The following is a 14,816-nucleotide window of genomic DNA, read 5'->3' as shown; positions in this document are numbered from 1 at the left end:
CTGACGGGGTGCTGCAAGCGACAAGTCCTGTGCCGCAATGCTTTAGCTGGATTACACCGCTTCCGACCAGCCACTGAAGGGCACCAGACGCTCCCCCCGCAGCGCCCCAAGACCCGCGCCAGATGCCAGTTGGGGGCTGGCATCTGAAGGAATCCAACCGCGCAGCTGCCGCAGACTTTCGAGTTGGCGTGGCCAGTGAAATGTGCGGCCATGGCGCAGGGGCCCGAGCCGTCCAGGACCCAGCGGCGTCAGCAAACGCCCGCAGAACAACAGATCCGCATGGGGTGCATGCACCACGCAGCTGCCGGGAGTGGGGCCCGCTGTCCAGAGCAAGCGCAGGCCACTGCTGGTGATGTACTCGTCAGCAAAGGTGTGCAGCGGCGTGACGTTGGGCAGCAGATAGGCCTCCTGCTCCTGCACCAGCACCGGCCAGCCGAAACGCTCCTGGAGCCGCCGCAGACGACCGTGGCCCTCCCGGCTGGTGAGCAGGATGCGCGGTGTGCGCGACCCCGCCAGGTCGCGCAGAGCGGTCAGCGTTGCCTCGGTGAGTGGCGGGCAATCGATCAGCACCGGCTCCGGCATTGCCTCCAGCCACCAGGCGCTGCCGCCCTGGCAGTCGCGGTTGGGGGGGAACAGCCAGAGATCGTGCCGCAGCTGCTGGGGAGGCCGACCGGGCTCCAAAGCCGTGGTCATCGTCATGACGTTCAGCGCCGGACCAAAGCACTAGTTTGAAGGCGCCATGCCCGTTGGCCTTGAGCGGCATCCACCCCGGCACGCCCTGGCCCCTGGGCAGCAGCCTCACACCCCGGGGGGTGAACTTCTCGGTGGCGGCACCGGCAGCGGACCGGATCGAGCTGCTGATCTTCGAACGGGCATCAACGCCGACACCCGAGCGGGTGATCGAACTGGATACCCGCCGCCACCGCTCCGGCGATTACTGGCATGTGGAGCTGGAAGGCGTTGGCGAGGGCTGCTGCTACGCCTACCGGGTGTTCGGACCTCTGGCACCGGGGGGCCACGGCTTTCAACCAGCGAAGGTGCTGGTCGACCCCGCCGCCCGCGCCATCAGCGGCTGGGACGTCTACGACCGGGTGCTGGCCACCGGGCCAACCCCGAACGCTCATGCCTGCCTCAAAGCAGTGGTGACAGAGCGGGAGCCCTTTGATTTTCAGCGCCATCCACGGCCCCGCCACAGCTGGCAGCGCTCGGTGATTTATGAGCTGCATGTGGGCGGCTTCACCGGCCGAGACGATTCCGGCGTCGCCCCGGAGCAGCGGGGCACCTACCTGGGGCTGATCGACAAGCTGCCCTATCTCAAAGAGCTCGGCATCACGGCGATCGAACTGCTGCCGGTGTTCTGCTTCGACCCCGCCGATGCACCGCTAGGTCGCGACAACGTGTGGGGCTACAGCCCACTGAGCTGGTTCACCCCCCACCACGGCTACGGCTGTGGCGATGATCCGCTGCAACTTCGCCATCAGGTGCGTCAGCTGGTGGCCGCCTGCCATGACGCCAACATCGAAGTGTTGCTGGATGTGGTCTACAACCACACCACGGAGGGCACCCGGCTGGGGCCAACCCTGAGCTGGCGCGGTTTTGCCGATCGCACCTACTACCACCAAACCAGCAGTGGCGAATACCTGGATGTGAGCGGCTGCGGCAACTCCATCGCCGCCAACCAACCGATCAGCACGCAATTGATCCTGGAGTCGATGCGCTGCTGGGCGCTGGAACTCGGGGTGGATGGCTTCCGCTTCGATCTGGGCATCGCCCTCAGCCGCGGCAACCAGCTCAAACCGCTGGATCAGCCACCACTGTTTCGGGCGATCGAAGCCGATCCGCAACTCAGCGATCTCAAGCTGGTGAGCGAGCCCTGGGATTGCGGCGGCCTGTACCGACTGGAGGATTTTCCGGCCCAGCGGATCGGCACCTGGAATGGTCACTTCCGCGATGGCTTGCGCCGCTTCTGGAAGGGCGATGAGCACAGCACCTGGACGCTGGCCCAACGGTTCAAGGGCAGTCCGGATCTGTACAACTACAAACCGGTAGCCCTGGGACGCTCGGTGAACCTAATCACCGCCCATGACGGCTTCACCCTGGCGGATCTGGTGGCCTACAACCGCAAACACAACTTGGCCAACGGCGAGGACAACCGCGACGGCGAAAACCACAACAACAGCTGGAACCACGGCGTGGAAGGTCCAACGACCGACCCGCAGGTGCTGGCGCTGCGGCGCCGCCAGCAACGCAACCTGCTGAGCAGCCTGCTGCTGGCCCGCGGCGTGCCGATGCTTCTGATGGGCGATGAGGTGGGCCGCAGCCAGGGGGGCAACAACAACAGCTGGTGCCAGGACAGCCCCCTCAGCTGGATGGTCTGGAACGACGACCACTGCGATTTGGAGCTGAAATTGTTTCTGCAGCGGCTGCTGAAACTGCGGCAGGCCCTGCCGCAACTGTTCAATCCGCTGGTGCCACCACCGGAAACCAGCCGCAAGCAACCCCAGACCCCCACTGACCTGTGGCGGCAATGGCACGGCGTGGAGCTGAGCAAGCCGGACTGGGCAGCCTGGAGCCGCACCACCGCCACCAGCATGCACATGGGCAGCCGCGGAGCCCTGTTGTGGATGGGCTTCAACGCCTACAACGAACCGCTCAACTTCGAGCTGCCGGTGCCGGCATCCCCCTGGATGCAGGTGATCGATACCTCCCTGCCCGCCGGGGAGGACCTGCCGGCGCAAGCGGTGCCGTACGACGGCGTGGATATTCCCCTGGCGAGCCGCAGCCTGGTGCTGCTGCTGGCCCGAGAAGTGGCGTCAGGCCTGGCGCTCTGAGGAAGCGGGTGACGGGAATCGAACCCGTGTCATCAGCTTGGAAGGCTGAGGTCTTACCATTACACAACACCCGCACTGGTACGCCTGAACTACAACCCTTGATGGGGTGGTCAGTGCTTCAGCACACCTGCATTATGGCGGTCCGCCTGCCCCCTGCACTCGCGTGACATCGTCCGACGCAATCAGCGGGGGATCCCGACGCAGGTTGATGCTGGCCTACGGGCTTGGTGACGCCGGCACAGGCCTAGCTGCCACGCAGCTGGGCTTTTATCTCTTCCCCTTCTTCACCTGTGCTGCGGGGTTGCCCGCCTTCATCGCCGGGGCGCTGCTCACGGTGATCAAGGTGTGGGATGCCGTCAACGACCCCTTGATCGGCTGGCTCAGCGATCACACCACCAGCCGCTGGGGACCCAGGCTGCCCTGGATGCTGACGGCGGCCCTGCCCCTGGGCATCAGCCTGGCGGCGATGTGGTGGGTTCCCCCCGGCGGGGTCGGCCAACGCACCTTTTATTACGTGGTGATGGCGGTGCTGTTGATGACCGCTTACACCAGCGTCAACCTTCCCTATGCCGCCCTATCCACGGAGCTAACGCCGGATACGGCGATGCGCACCCGCCTGAATGCGGCGCGATTCACCGGCTCGATCCTCGCGGGTCTCAGCGGACTGATTGTGGCGTCGGTGGTGCTCACCGACGGCGGTGGCGGCTATCTGGCCATGGGCCGGATCACCGGAACAATAGCGGCGGTGGCCACCCTGGCCTGCTGCTGGGGGCTGGCCCCCTTTGCCAAGCGGGCCCAGCGGCCGACGACCAACAGCGAACCGGCCATGCAGCAGCTCAAACGGGTGCTGAGCAACCCGCGCTTCCGTCAGGTGCTGGGGCTGTACCTGCTGCTCTGGTTTGGCCTGCAACTGATGCAGGTGGTGGCGCTGATCTGGCTCGTGCAGGTGGTGCATGTGCCGGCCCAGCTGTCCACCTGGATCCTGCTGCCGTTTCAGATCGCGGCGCTTGGAGGGTTGCAGCTGTGGAGCGTGCTGAGCAACCGCAACGGCCGGGTGGCCACCCTGCGCTGGGGGGCGGGCCTGTGGATCCTGGCCTGCCTGCTCTCGATGCTGTTTCCCGCCCTGCCAGAGGGAGCCGGTGTGCTGCAGCTGTTACCACTGGCGGGGCTGATCGCCGTGGTGGGCATCGGTGCCGCCACGGCCTACTTGATTCCCTGGTCGCTTCTGCCGGATGCGATTGATGCCGATCCGAGCAAACCGGCTGGGCTCTACACCGCCTGGATGGTGTTCGGCCAGAAGCTGATCATCGGCCTGACGATGTCGGTGTTCGGCAGCCTGCTCTCGCTCACGGGCTACATCTCCAGCCAGGGGGCTTGCAACGGTGCCCTGAGCTTTGTGGAGCAACCAGCCACCGCTTTGCTGGCGATCCGGATCTGCATGGGTCTGCTGCCAGCGGTACTGGTGATGCTGGGGCTTGTGGTGATGCGAGGCTGGCCGGACCGTGGCGCCCACCTGCAGGCTTCCGCCGGATGACTTCACCCCGCTGGCTGAAACGACTGGGCGCCAGCCTGTTGATCGGTGGTCAGGCCGTGACGGCCACCCTGCGGGGGCGGATCAACACCGTGGATCTGCAGGATCAGATGATGGAGGCGGGTCCCGGCAGCCTGCTGATCGTGCTGATCATCTCAATCGCCGCCGGTTCGGTGTTCAACATCCAGGTGGCCGCCGAACTCACCCGCCAGGGGGCCGGATCAACGGTGGGCGGCATCCTGGCCATTGGCCTGGCCCGGGAGATTGCACCACTGCTCACCTCCTGCCTGCTGGCGGGAAAGGTGGCCACCGCATACGCAGCGCAGCTGGGCACCATGAAGGTGACCGAGCAAATCGATGCGATCACGATGCTGCGCACCGACCCGGTGGAGTACCTGGTGGTGCCGCGGATGATCGCCATGGTGGTGATGGCACCGGTGCAGTGCTTCTTCTTCTTCCTGATGGCGGTGTGGAGCGGCCAGATCACCAGCACAGCGCTTTACAACATCCCACCGGCGGTGTTCTGGACCTCCGTGCGCACCTGGATGAATCCAACGGACCTGCCCTTCATGCTGGTGAAGGCGCTGGTATTTGGGCTGATCATCGCGGTGATCGCCTGCGGCTGGGGACTGACGACCAAAGGCGGCCCGAAGGAGGTGGGCACCAGCACCACCGGTGCGGTCGTCATGATCCTGATCCTGGTGGCGATCATGGATGTCGTTCTGACCCAGGTGCTGTTCGGCGCATGAGCTCAACCCCCACAAGCGTCACCCTGAAACCGGATGCACGGCTGCCGCTGCTGGTGGTGGTCTTCGGTGCTGCGCTGCTGCCACTGCCGCTGCATCCCTGGCCCACGCTGGTGGTGGTGCTGTTCGGGGTGTTTCTGCTGATTCAAACTGCAAGCCTGAGGCTGGAGTTTGAGGAGCGGGCCCTGATCGTGTGGCAGAACAGCCGGGAGCTGCGCCGCTTCCCCTACGACCAATGGCTCACCTGGCGGCTGTTTGCCCCCTGGCTGCCCGGGCTGCTGTATTTCCGCGAAACCCAGAGCATCCATTTCCTGCCGATCCTGTTCAGCCCAAAGCAGCTGCGGGACCAACTGGAGCTGCGGGTGGGTGCGCTGGAAGTGCCGGCCAGCAACGCTGACTGAGCGCTTGCTGTGCCGTCGATCTGCCCATAGCGTCGAATCATGGGCATGGCGGTTGCTGACATTCGCCGCCGCAAGCAGGCAGAGCGGCTCAATGGGCTGCATCAGCAGGCAAGCCTCGTGCTAGCTGAACATCCCGGCGGGAGCCTCTGACTGTTCGGATCCTGGGCCCGGGGCGACTGGGATGGCTTTTCGGATGTGGACGTGCTGGCCGTTGCCCCGAATCGCAGCCAAGCCAGCAAGCTGGCGGATGCGGTGCTGGATCTGGGAATGGCCGACGACGTGCTGGCGTTAACCGAGCTGGAATGGCAAGAGCGCCGCAACGGCTACGACCCCTACTGGAGTGCCATCGGCCGCGATGCCCTGCGCCTGAACCAGCCATGACCCCTCGCGTTAATGCCTGGATGCGCCAGGCCAACAGCGATTGGGCCGTGGCCGAACTCACCGCCCAACAAGGCTTTCACAGCCAGGCCTGTTTCCACTACTGCCAGGCCGCTGAAAAAGCGCTGAAGGCCCTGTTGATTTTGCTTGGCTCCCTGCCGTCTTACAGCCATGCGCTGGATCGCCAGGTCGGCAGTGTGGAAGCAGGAGGGGTCGACGTGTCGCCCATCCGGACTGTGCGGCTCAAGGCGTTGAGCCGTATGAGTACTGAAACGCGCTATCCAAGCGATAGCGAGGCACCCGCCGATCGCTTCGACGCCGAGGACAGCGCGCAGGCACGGAATGCCGCCTCGCAGGTGATGGCATTCGCCCAGGCAACCATTACGCCTTAGGCACGATATTTAGCAGATATAAATCACATTTTTACACGAAATCGTGAGTCTTAAGCAAGCAGCTGGCCCCCATGTTGCGGCGGTTGCTCCGTCCGCTGGAATGGAGGGATGGAGCGCATGGCCGCTGACGCAATGTCTGACGACAACGACCTGACCCCGCAAGAGCCCGAGGCCCAGCCTTTACCGACAGAAGCCCCAGCAGAGGCCAACCCGGTGATGGAGCTGGCGCTGAAGGACCTGCAGCAACGCCGTGACGCCCTGGAGGCAGAGATCAGCAAACTCTCCAAGCGCAAGCAACAGCTGGAGAGCGAACTGACAACCAGCTTCGCTGGCCAGTCCGATGCGATCGCCAGGCGCGTGAAGGGTTTCCAGGAGTACCTAGGCGGCGCCCTGCAGGACCTGGTGCAGAGCGTGGAAAACCTGGAGCTGGTGGTGCAGCCAATGGTGGTGAAGCCCTCGCCATTGGACCAGCAGGCCGACAACGACAGGGCTTCAGCGGGCCCGGAAGCCGCACCAGCAGCGGCAGCGGCGGTGGCCGACACGTTCCGCCCCGATGAAGATCTGATCCGTGCCGCCCTGGAGCGTTTCCTCAAGCAGCCGGATGTCTATGCCGATCCCTGGAATCTGCGCCGCAGCGTCGATGCCAAAGACATCGCCCTGCTGGAGGACTGGTTCTTCAATCAAGGCGGACGCGGCGCGCAGCCGAGCCGCGGCACCCGCCCCCGTAACATCCTGGCCAGCGCGGCGTTGATCGCCATCATCGGCGAGCTCTACGGCGACCAGTTCCAGTGCCTTGTGCTGGCCGGCGGCCCCGAACGGCTGGGGGAATGGCGGCGTGGCCTGCAGGATGCCCTCGGCCTGGGCCGGGAAGACTTCGGGCCCAGCAGCGGCATCGTGCTGTTCGAACGCCCCGAAGCCCTCGTGGAGCGGGCCGATCGGCTGGAGGAGCGAGGCGAAGTGCCACTGATCCTGATCGATGCGGCCGAACGCAGTGTCGACATCCCTGTGCTTCAGTTCCCCCTATGGCTGGCCTTCGCGGCCGGACCGGGTGAACGCCTCGACGACGACGACCTGCTGTGATCCTCACCGCCCTGCTGCTCCTGGCCATCGGCTACCTGCTGGGGTCCACCCCCAGTGGCTATTTGGCGGGCCGCTGGCTGAAGGGCATCGATCTGCGCACCTGCGGCTCCCGCAGCACCGGCGCCACCAACGTGCTGCGCAATGTGGGCAAGGGCCCAGCGTTGGTGGTGTTTCTGATCGATCTGGGCAAAGGAGCCCTGGCGGTGCTGTTGGCCAAAACCTTCGGGCTCAGTGACTGGCTGCAGGTGCTGGCGGGGCTGGCGGCCCTGGCCGGTCACATCTGGCCGGTGTGGCTGGGCTGGAAGGGCGGCAAGGCGGTGGCCACAGGCTTCGGGATGTTCCTGGGGCTGGCCTGGCCGGTGGGGCTGGCCTGCTTCGGGTTGTTCATGGCGGTGATCTCGGTGTTCCGGATCGTGTCGCTCTCCAGCGTGGTGGCCGCCATCGGCCTGCCGCTGCTGATGCTGCTCTCCGGCGGCAGCAGCGCCTACGTGTTCGTGTCGTTGGTGGCCAGCCTGATGGTGTTGTGGCGCCATCGCAGCAACATCGAACGGCTTATCGCCGGTACGGAACCCAAGATCGGGCAAAAGGCCTGATCACGTGCCGTTTCCTGTACGTCGACGGCTACCCATGGCGTCAATTTCCGTAACCGAGGCGCGCTAACGCTTGTTTGCCTTGGTGGATGATGTGGGTGAATCGCATACACCAATCGAAATCCACGGCAAACGCAGCAATGCCGTGCTGGTGTCGGAAGACGATTGGCGCGCGATTCAAGAAACGCTGTATCTCACGGCGATACCAGGAATGCGGGAGTCGATTGTCGACGGAATGGCAACTCCAACAAGCGACCTGAGCGAGGAACCCGGCTGGTGAGCTGGCGGGATGCTGTTCACCTGCCAAGCCCAGAACGATGCCCGCAAGCTGGCGAGTGCTTCGCCGGCCCTAACAACGAAAACTGAGCGCTTAATCGCATTACTCAAGGCGGATCCTTATCAACAACCTCCCCCCTATGAAGCATTGGTGGGAGATCTGAAAGGCGCTTGTTCGCGCCGGCTCAACATCCAGAACCGTCTCGTGGTCGAGGGGCCAACTGAAGAGCATGTTGCGAAAGTGCTGCGACCCTCGAGTCATTACGACGAATGAATGAGCAGAAAAAAGGTTTGAAGCCTCCTGGAGCGATGCGTGATCAGATCAGCCTCGCGTTGGGAGATGGCAATCAAGGTGAATCTTGGGCAACTCGAACCAACTGAGCTGGAGCAGGGTCAGACCAGAAAACAGTTGAAAGTCTCGATCGAAACTGACCAATCTTCATTGGTTCGTGATCGCGAGTGCCGCCAAGTGGGCATCCGTGCACAACCTTGGGGTCAGGTCCTCTTGGCGCATCAACAGATGAAAAACATCCCAGCCATCACTGGTGGGTTGTGCATGACTGACCCCAGGTTGCTGCAGAAATGTCTTAAGCAGGGCTGAGGCATCTGCTGCCATCAAAGCAGCGCCACCCATCACCTTGGGCTGCATCACCAACCGAACCAGACCCAGAGCAGTTGTCGTGCAGAACAACACCTTTTGAGACGACTACTTCTCCCGGTACTGCACGGCACTGGAGTGATGCTTGTGATTCGGCGATGCCAACGCCAACCACACATTGAGATCCGGCAGATCAGCGGTGGGGCTCAAGGTTCAAGCAGCTCAAATAAACCTGCATTACTGAAGGTGATGCCCTGCTGTTGTAAAGGCGCTTGAAGTTTCGGCAAATCATGCACAAAACGACGGACCGATGAGGCTGCAGCACCGCTGGCATCAAGCCCCTGCTCCACAAAGTCTTGAAGCAATTGCTTCAGGCTCACCTGCTTCAACGCAGCTCTGGCTTTCAAGCGTGCAAGCAGCGGATCAGGCAACTCCAGCGTTGTGCGCACCACAGAACTCATGTCTATGCGCAAATTAATGCGCATCAATCAATCCCTGTAACTGGGCGCAACAGCCCGCAAACGCAGCGCAGGGATCTTCCGCGTTGGTGATTGGACGGCCTATCACTAGCTGGCTCGCGCCGGCCGCGATCGCTTCAGCAGGTCCCATCACCCGGGCCTGATCGCCCACCGCAACACCTTTGGGGCGAATCCCCGGCGTGACCAGAGCAAACGGCACAGGGTGCTGGGCCCGCAACGCTGCGGCCTCCAGCGGCGAACAGACGCAACCGCCGATGCCCGCTGTTGCAGACAGCTGCGCCAACGCCGCCACCCGCTCGCCAATGGATTGCTGAATGGCGAGTTCCCGTTGCAGTCGCTGCTCCTCCCAACTGGTGAGCACCGTCACCGCCAGCAGAGTTGGTGTGGGCACCCCTGCACTCTGGGCCCCCTCCACCGCCGCGGCCTGGGCTGTCTTGAGCGCTTCACTGCCGGCGCAGGCATGCACCGTGATCAGCTCCGCCCCCAACGCCGCCGCCCGCCGGCAGGCCCCCGCCTTCGTCGCGGGGATGTCGTGAAATTTGAGATCCAGGAACACCCGCAACCCCTGCTCCCGCAGCCGGGCCACCACCTCTGGGCCGGCCTGCACAAACAGCTCCAGGCCCACCTTCACCCAGCGCAGTCCGTCCACCTGAGCCGCAAACCTCAGCGCCTGCTCTGGATCCATGCCATCAAGGGCCACGATGATCCGATCGGCGGGGCCAGAAGCGAGCGACGGAGCCAAAGCAAGCGGTTGATCCGGAGTCCATCCTGTCCCGCCGGCATCTGGAGGACTTAGCTAATTGGCCGGCTAAGTTGCCTGCATGCAGGTGAATCTCCACGACGCCAAGACCAACCTCTCCCGTTACGTCGAGCAGGCCCTCGATGGCGATGAGGTCGTGATTGCTCGTGCCGGCAAACCTCTTGTGAAACTGGTGCCTGTGGACACCACACCGCGTCGACGTCAGCTGGGGTTCATGCGCAACCAGGGCATCGCCACCGCTGATGTGAAAGGCGACTTCAGCGACGACATCAACGCCATGTTCAGCTGATGGTCAGCCGCTCAGCAGCGCCACGTCTGCTCGACACGCAGCTGCTGATCTGGATGGCCTTTGCGCCGGAACATCTGCCACCGGCGCTGATTCCTGACCTGGAAGACAGGCAACAACGCTTTGTCGTGAGTGTTGTCAGCCTCTGGGAGGTGGCGATCAAACGCTCGCTCAACCGGCCCGACTTTCGCTTCGATGCTGCTGAATTACGCCATCAGCTCCAACGGCAAGGATTCGATGAATTGCCCATCCAAACGGATCACTGCCTGGCGGTTCAGAACCTGCCCTGGCACCACAAAGATCCCTTTGATCGGTTGCTGATCGCTCAGGCTCAGCACGAGCAGATCGAGCTGCTGAGTTGTGATCAGACCCTGAGCCGCTATGGAGCGATGGTGCAGGTGATCAAGCGATGAGCCGCCGGAAGGTTTTCTTGCCCAGCTGCAGCACCTTGCCCTCCAGCTCCGCCGCCGAGGCGAACTCCTGGTTGGGATCGCCGATCTTCTCCCCCTCCAGCCGTACCGCACCGCCCTTGATCTGACGCCGTGCCTCGCTGCTGCTGGCGCAGATCCCCACAGCACTCAACAGATAAAAGGCCTTGGCCGGGAAGTTCACCTCCGCCAGCGAGGCCTCCGGCACTTCCGTCGCCGCATCTCCGGCACCGCCGACCAACGAAGCCGCATCCAGCTGCGCCTTCTGCGCTGCCTCCATCCCATGGCGGCTGGCGGTCACCGCCAGGGCCATCGCCTTCTGCTTCTCGCGCGGATTCTCCGGCAACGTCGCCAGATCCAGGTCGGTCAGCAACGTCACGTAGTCGTTGATCGCCCCATCGCCGACCTTCTCCAGCTTGGAGTACATCGACAGCGGATCCTCCTCCAGCCCCACCACATTGCCGAGGCTCTTGCTCATCTTCTGCACCCCATCCAGACCCACCAGGATCGGCAGCAGCAGACCGAACTGGGTGCCCTTGTTGAAGTGGCGCTGCAGATCGCGCCCCATCGCCACGTTGAACTTCTGATCGGTGCCGCCCAGCTCCACATCAGCGTTCACCGCCACCGAGTCGTACCCCTGCAGCAAGGGATAAAGAAACTCATGCAGGGCAATCGGCGTGCCGCTGCCATAGCGCTTGGAGAAGTCGTCCTTGGCCAGCATCTGCCCCACCGTGCCGGTGCCGAGCAGCCCGATCACCGCGGGCAGGTCCATCCCCTCCAGCCATTCGGAGTTGTATCGCACCTCCAGCCGGCCGGGGGTTTCGAAATCCAGCAGCGCCGTCTCCTTGGGCTGGTCCTGCCCCAGCTGGCGCAGGTAGGTGGAGGCATTGGCGGCCACATCTTCCTTGCTCAACTGCACCCGCGTGGCGCTTTTACCGGTGGGATCACCGATCCGCGCGGTGAAATCGCCAATGATCAGCACCGCTGTGTGGCCCGCATCCTGAAAGGCCCGCAGCTTGCGGAACAGGATGCTGTGGCCCAGATGAATGTTGCTGCCGGTGGGGTCGATGCCCAATTTCACCCGCAGCGGCCGGCCCTCGTTCTCAGCCTGCTCCAGCCGGGCCGCCAGGGCCTGATCAGCATCAGTTGGATCACCGGCCGGGAACAGATCGGCCATGCCGCGTGCCAGCCAGTTCGGCAGCAACGGTGTGGTCTCCGGCATGGGGCGCTGAGAGCGTGCGCTGGCGATCGTACGGGTGACTCAGGAGCTGGGTTGTTTCAGCTGGAGGGTGGCAGCTCGATCTGGGCCTTCATCCGTTCCAGGGTGGCATTCATCTGCTCGAACATCTGCTCGGGGGTGATGCCGAACTGGCTGAGCTGGGTGCGCAGCTGCTCCACCGTGAGCTTGGCCTGGAAGTCTTCCGAGAGCTCAAAACGCTTCATGAACACCCGGTAGCGGCCCATCAACTCCTCCATCGTTTCGATGAACTTCTTCTTGCCCTCCCGGTCGAACTTGCCGTACTCACTGCCCAGCTGCATCAGTTGCTGGTAATCACCGAACAGACGTTTGGCTTCGTCCTGAACGATGTCGGATTCGAAAAATGCCATCCGCTCGAATTTCGTTCTGTTGCCGAGAATTCTGCAGAATTCCCGTGGTCGATGGCAGTGCGGTTTTACCCCATGGGCACCATGCCGGTAACGCCCTCCAGCGCCTGCGTTGAATCTCACCTCCCAGCTGCCGGCCATGCGTGAGACGCTTCAGCGCAGCCGTTCCGAGTTGAAGCGCCGCCGCATCGTGATCGCCAGCGCTGACCGGGTGCTGATCACCAGCCTGGTGGGCCTGCTCGACGGCATCGGGCCATTGCTGGGCGCCTGCACCAGCGAAGCCGACACCCTCACCTGCCTGGAGCGCAGCGCGGCGGATCTGTTGATCTGCACCGATCTGCTGGAGAGCGGCGATGGTCCCTCCCTTGTGCATCACGCCCGCGCTCTCCGGCCGGAGCTGATCTGCCTGATGCTGATCCAACGGCCGCTGCGCAGCACGATCGAGGCCGCCACCGCCGCCGGCTGCCAGGGGCTTTGCAGCCGTGAACTGGTGGGCAACGGCCATCTGCTGAAGGCCATCCAGGCCATCGACAGCGACGCTATTTACATCGACCCGGTGGTCGCCGGCGTGCTGCGCCACAGCCGTCTCAGCCGCGGCCACACCAGCACATCCCTCAACCCTGGCCTGACCGTGCGGGAGGAAGACGTGCTGCGCGGCATCTGCCGCGGCCTCAGCAACCAGGAGATCGCCGACCAGCTCAACCTGTCGATTGAAACGGTGAAGCACAGCGTCTCCGCCGTGCTCAGCAAGCTCGACGCCCGCGACCGCAGCCAGGCGATGCTGATCGCCTTTCGCAATGATCTGGTGGACCTGCCGGCCCATTTGCCCCGCTGGACCCCATGACCCCCTCTCATCTTCGACAGGGTTTCAAGCGCCTCCTGATCAGCGCCTTGGCCCTGAATGGCCTGCTAGTCAGCCCGGCCAACGCCGAACTCGATGACACCACCATCAGCGTCGCCGTGGCCCAGGGCAATGCCCATTGCCTGATCGAGACAAAAACCATGTCGGTGGATGAGGCCCTCTCCATGGCCAAGGCGTTCATCGCCAGCGACGGCATCAGCGACAGCGCCCGCGACGCAGTGACCTCCAAGCCCGAGTTCAGCGATCTGATGAGCGCCTACATCGCCGATCAGGGCGGCTGTGCCGCATTGGTGAAGCAACTGCAGCAGTGACGCACCCCGCTGTGCTGGGTAGGGTCAGCCCACGCTTTGCGACCTGCCCTGCCTGATGCCGCGCCGTCACTGGTTGGACCCCCTGGCCCGACGGGTGTTGCAGGCCGCAGGTCAGTTGCCGACATCCCCAGCAGCGACGCCTCCCCCACCAGCCCCACCGGCCTGGACGATGGAAGTGAACCGCGCCAGCCGTGAGCAGTGGTTGCAATTGCCGGGCTGCAGCGACGACACCGCAGATCTGCTGCTGCGCCTCCAGCAAGGTGGTGTGCAGTTCAGTTCGGTGGATGAGCTGTTCCGGCTGCTGGAGCTCCCCGAGCAGCAGCGCCGCAGCTGGGAACCCCACCTGATCGTGCACTGGCATGGTGATGCCCCGCCGCAACCGGCGGCAGCTCCATTGGATCTCAACAACGCCAGCGCCGATGAGCTGGAGCAGCTGCGTTGGCCTGAACAACGCCTGCAGGGCCTGCTGCGGGAGCGACGCCGCGGCGGCTTCCGCGATCTCGCCGATCTGCAGGAACGGCTCTGCCTGCCCGCCAGTGCCATCGAAGCCCTGATCGGTCGGGTCTGCTTCGAAGCCAAGCGGGCCGGTCCGTCCCTGCCCCTGAACTGATGCAGGGGGATCTGTTCGCCACCGCCGGACTGGCCGCATCACCGCCAGAGGAGCTGACGCTGGATGACGATCAGCTGCGGGCCTGGCAGCAGCGGTTACATCACCATCAGGCCCCGCTGTTTCGCGGCGCCCCGCAGAGCACAAATCAGACCAACCTGTTCGGGGCCAGCAGCAGCGATGCGGTGTCCGCCATCAACCCCCTGGCCCTCACGCCACTGCCGCTCAGCTTCTGGCGCTGGCCCGACAGTCCCCATGCCGGAGCTGCCATCTATCTGGTGCTGGATCGACCAGCGGATCTCGAGCAGCCGCTGCTGCTGTACGTGGGCGAAACCATGGCAGCCGATCGCCGCTGGAAAGGCGAACACGACTGCAAGGCCTACCTGGCGGCCTACGGCGAAGCCCTGCAGCGCTGCGGTATGGCCCACCAACTCAGCATCCGCTTCTGCAGCGATGTGCCCCGAACCACCAAGGCCCGGCGCGGCCTGGAGCAGGCCCTGATCCACCTCTGGCTGCCGCCGTTCAACAAAGAAACCCGCCAACGCTGGGCCACCCCCTTCACCACCGACCTGTGAGGTATTCCGCCGGCCTGCTTTTGCTTGCGGCCCTGTTGCTAAGACCTCTCAGCGCCGCAGCGTTTGATCTCAGTCCCCTG

Annotated in this window: 22 protein-coding genes and 1 tRNA gene; 16 read left to right on the top strand and 7 right to left on the bottom strand. The window is 64.0% G+C overall.

The annotated features are described in order from the left end of the window. Nucleotides 1–51 precede the first annotated feature (51 nt). On the bottom strand, nt 52–699 hold the full coding sequence (locus SynA1524_RS02855) for an MBL fold metallo-hydrolase (protein ID WP_186498859.1): 648 nt from the start codon (nt 697–699) through the stop codon (nt 52–54). Nucleotides 700–752: 53 nt separating this feature from the next. Here SynA1524_RS02855 and SynA1524_RS02850 point away from each other — a divergent pair, with 53 nt between their 5' ends. Next, nucleotides 753–2,831 carry a glycogen debranching protein gene (locus SynA1524_RS02850; RefSeq protein WP_186499467.1) on the top strand — a complete coding sequence of 693 codons (2,079 nt, stop codon included), beginning with the start codon at nt 753–755 and terminating at the stop codon, nt 2,829–2,831. A 3-nt stretch (nt 2,832–2,834) separates the two neighbouring features. Here SynA1524_RS02850 and SynA1524_RS02845 read toward each other — a convergent pair. After that, nucleotides 2,835–2,905 (bottom strand) — tRNA-Gly (locus SynA1524_RS02845). A 134-nt stretch (nt 2,906–3,039) separates the two neighbouring features. Between SynA1524_RS02845 and SynA1524_RS02840 the strand changes: the two genes are divergently transcribed. The 9 genes from SynA1524_RS02840 to SynA1524_RS02800 all read left to right on the top strand — a co-directional run bounded on the left by SynA1524_RS02840 (nt 3,040) and on the right by SynA1524_RS02800 (nt 8,499). Further along, on the top strand, nt 3,040–4,365 hold the full coding sequence (locus SynA1524_RS02840; protein ID WP_186499466.1) for an MFS transporter: 1,326 nt from the start codon (nt 3,040–3,042) through the stop codon (nt 4,363–4,365). Then, nucleotides 4,362–5,111 (top strand): MlaE family ABC transporter permease, encoded by a 750-nt coding sequence (locus SynA1524_RS02835; RefSeq protein ID WP_186498858.1) that lies wholly within the window; start codon nt 4,362–4,364, stop codon nt 5,109–5,111. The genes SynA1524_RS02840 and SynA1524_RS02835 overlap by 4 nt, the downstream gene beginning before the upstream one ends. Further along, nucleotides 5,108–5,509: a DUF3119 family protein gene (locus SynA1524_RS02830; protein ID WP_186498857.1), complete on the top strand. Its 402-nt coding sequence runs from the start codon at nt 5,108–5,110 to the stop codon at nt 5,507–5,509. Before SynA1524_RS02835 ends, SynA1524_RS02830 begins: the two co-directional genes overlap by 4 nt. A 150-nt stretch (nt 5,510–5,659) precedes the next feature. Next, nucleotides 5,660–5,890: a nucleotidyltransferase domain-containing protein gene (locus SynA1524_RS02825; RefSeq protein ID WP_286188724.1), complete on the top strand. Its 231-nt coding sequence runs from the start codon at nt 5,660–5,662 to the stop codon at nt 5,888–5,890. After that, nucleotides 5,887–6,279 (top strand): HEPN domain-containing protein, encoded by a 393-nt coding sequence (locus tag SynA1524_RS02820; protein ID WP_186498856.1) that lies wholly within the window; start codon nt 5,887–5,889, stop codon nt 6,277–6,279. The genes SynA1524_RS02825 and SynA1524_RS02820 overlap by 4 nt, the downstream gene beginning before the upstream one ends. 108 nt (nt 6,280–6,387) lie before the next feature. Further along, nucleotides 6,388–7,359, top strand: a complete 972-nt coding sequence (locus SynA1524_RS02815; protein ID WP_186498855.1) for a DUF3086 domain-containing protein — start codon at nt 6,388–6,390, stop codon at nt 7,357–7,359. Further along, entirely contained in the window at nt 7,356–7,952 is a 597-nt protein-coding gene (gene plsY / locus SynA1524_RS02810) for a glycerol-3-phosphate 1-O-acyltransferase PlsY (protein WP_186498854.1), read from the top strand. The genes SynA1524_RS02815 and plsY overlap by 4 nt, the downstream gene beginning before the upstream one ends. A gap of 82 nt (nt 7,953–8,034) precedes the next feature. After that, nucleotides 8,035–8,229, top strand: a complete 195-nt coding sequence (locus SynA1524_RS02805) for a type II toxin-antitoxin system Phd/YefM family antitoxin (RefSeq protein WP_502707900.1) — start codon at nt 8,035–8,037, stop codon at nt 8,227–8,229. Nucleotides 8,230–8,238: 9 nt separating this feature from the next. Continuing rightward, nucleotides 8,239–8,499 carry a Txe/YoeB family addiction module toxin gene (locus SynA1524_RS02800; RefSeq protein WP_186498853.1) on the top strand — a complete coding sequence of 87 codons (261 nt, stop codon included), beginning with the start codon at nt 8,239–8,241 and terminating at the stop codon, nt 8,497–8,499. Between the two features lie 165 nt (nt 8,500–8,664). Here the strand turns inward: SynA1524_RS02800 and SynA1524_RS13175 are convergent, their stop codons facing one another. From SynA1524_RS13175 to pyrF, 3 genes are all read right to left on the bottom strand, one after another. Next, nucleotides 8,665–8,880 carry a PIN domain-containing protein gene (locus tag SynA1524_RS13175; RefSeq protein ID WP_353616573.1) on the bottom strand — a complete coding sequence of 72 codons (216 nt, stop codon included), beginning with the start codon at nt 8,878–8,880 and terminating at the stop codon, nt 8,665–8,667. 149 nt (nt 8,881–9,029) lie between these two features. After that, nucleotides 9,030–9,308, bottom strand: coding sequence for a hypothetical protein (locus tag SynA1524_RS02790; protein ID WP_186498852.1), 279 nt, complete (start codon nt 9,306–9,308; stop codon nt 9,030–9,032). Beyond that, on the bottom strand, nt 9,298–10,044 hold the full coding sequence (gene pyrF, locus SynA1524_RS02785; RefSeq protein WP_186498851.1) for an orotidine-5'-phosphate decarboxylase: 747 nt from the start codon (nt 10,042–10,044) through the stop codon (nt 9,298–9,300). Before pyrF ends, SynA1524_RS02790 begins: the two co-directional genes overlap by 11 nt. A 79-nt stretch (nt 10,045–10,123) precedes the next feature. Here pyrF and SynA1524_RS02780 point away from each other — a divergent pair, with 79 nt between their 5' ends. Both SynA1524_RS02780 and SynA1524_RS02775 read left to right on the top strand, forming a co-directional pair. Next, nucleotides 10,124–10,351 (top strand): type II toxin-antitoxin system Phd/YefM family antitoxin, encoded by a 228-nt coding sequence (locus tag SynA1524_RS02780; RefSeq protein ID WP_186498850.1) that lies wholly within the window; start codon nt 10,124–10,126, stop codon nt 10,349–10,351. Then, a complete protein-coding gene (locus SynA1524_RS02775) occupies nt 10,351–10,761 on the top strand; it encodes a type II toxin-antitoxin system VapC family toxin (RefSeq protein WP_186498849.1) in 411 nt (136 codons plus the stop codon). Before SynA1524_RS02780 ends, SynA1524_RS02775 begins: the two co-directional genes overlap by 1 nt. Here SynA1524_RS02775 and tyrS read toward each other — a convergent pair. Next, a complete protein-coding gene (tyrS, locus tag SynA1524_RS02770) occupies nt 10,751–11,998 on the bottom strand; it encodes a tyrosine--tRNA ligase (RefSeq protein ID WP_186498848.1) in 1,248 nt (415 codons plus the stop codon). The genes SynA1524_RS02775 and tyrS overlap by 11 nt on opposite strands. A gap of 56 nt (nt 11,999–12,054) precedes the next feature. After that, nucleotides 12,055–12,384 carry a DUF1825 family protein gene (locus tag SynA1524_RS02765; protein WP_011127436.1) on the bottom strand — a complete coding sequence of 110 codons (330 nt, stop codon included), beginning with the start codon at nt 12,382–12,384 and terminating at the stop codon, nt 12,055–12,057. Between the two features lie 136 nt (nt 12,385–12,520). Here SynA1524_RS02765 and SynA1524_RS02760 point away from each other — a divergent pair, with 136 nt between their 5' ends. From SynA1524_RS02760 to SynA1524_RS02745, 4 genes are read left to right on the top strand one after another with little or no spacing between them, the layout of a single operon-like run. Continuing rightward, on the top strand, nt 12,521–13,225 hold the full coding sequence (locus tag SynA1524_RS02760) for a response regulator transcription factor (RefSeq protein WP_186499465.1): 705 nt from the start codon (nt 12,521–12,523) through the stop codon (nt 13,223–13,225). Next, nucleotides 13,222–13,554: a hypothetical protein gene (locus SynA1524_RS02755; RefSeq protein ID WP_186498847.1), complete on the top strand. Its 333-nt coding sequence runs from the start codon at nt 13,222–13,224 to the stop codon at nt 13,552–13,554. The genes SynA1524_RS02760 and SynA1524_RS02755 overlap by 4 nt, the downstream gene beginning before the upstream one ends. A 55-nt stretch (nt 13,555–13,609) precedes the next feature. Beyond that, nucleotides 13,610–14,164, top strand: a complete 555-nt coding sequence (locus SynA1524_RS02750) for a ComEA family DNA-binding protein (RefSeq protein ID WP_186498846.1) — start codon at nt 13,610–13,612, stop codon at nt 14,162–14,164. After that, nucleotides 14,164–14,736, top strand: coding sequence for a GIY-YIG nuclease family protein (locus tag SynA1524_RS02745; RefSeq protein ID WP_186498845.1), 573 nt, complete (start codon nt 14,164–14,166; stop codon nt 14,734–14,736). The genes SynA1524_RS02750 and SynA1524_RS02745 overlap by 1 nt, the downstream gene beginning before the upstream one ends. The last annotated feature ends 80 nt before the right edge of the window (nt 14,737–14,816 follow it).

The sequence above is a fragment of the Synechococcus sp. A15-24 genome, from assembly GCF_014280195.1.
In the GTDB taxonomy this organism is placed as follows: domain Bacteria; phylum Cyanobacteriota; class Cyanobacteriia; order PCC-6307; family Cyanobiaceae; genus Parasynechococcus.
Note: the sequence above shows the minus strand (reverse complement) of the source record. Positions and strands in the feature narration are given on the sequence as shown.